This window comes from Microbacterium maritypicum MF109 (assembly GCF_000455825.1).
GTDB lineage: Bacteria > Actinomycetota > Actinomycetes > Actinomycetales > Microbacteriaceae > Microbacterium > Microbacterium maritypicum_A.
On the sequence record NZ_ATAO01000251.1, the window covers coordinates 1 to 491 of the forward strand.

1 protein-coding gene is annotated in these 491 nt (G+C 67.2%); it reads right to left on the minus strand.

Features of this window, described 5'->3' with window-relative positions:
* Positions 1 to 16: 16 nt before the first annotated feature.
* Positions 17 to 491 (minus strand): molybdopterin-dependent oxidoreductase (locus L687_RS41400; protein WP_040569876.1); only part of this gene is annotated, 475 nt, incomplete at its 5' end.

Below are 491 nucleotides of genomic sequence, written 5' to 3' on the forward strand. Positions count from 1 at the left end.
CGAACGCGCACGGCTCTCAGTTGACCCGGATGAGTGAACGCTGCCAGCCCGACGAACCGTTCGGTGCGATCGGCGCACGCTCCTGGATCTGCAGATCGCCGTTCTTGTTGATCGCACGCACGGCGACGTAGTGCGTGCCGGGCGTGGCATCCCACTCCATGAACCACTGCACCCAGGTGTCGTCGTTGATCGGGGTCGACAGCGTCGCCGGCATCCAGTCCCCGTCGTCGATGCTGACCTCCACGCGCTCGATACCGACCGACTGCGCCCAGGCGACTCCGGCGATCGGGATCTTCCCGGCGTCGACCGCCTCGCCGATCTTGGGGGTGTCGACGCGCGAGGCGAACTTGATCGGGGCCTCCGCGCTGTAGCCCCGGGGAGTCCAGTACGCCTCGTCCTGGGCGAAGGTGGTGACCTTGAGCTCGGTGAGCCACTTGGTCGCCGACACGTATCCGTAGAGGCCGGGCACGACCATCCGCACCGGGAATCCG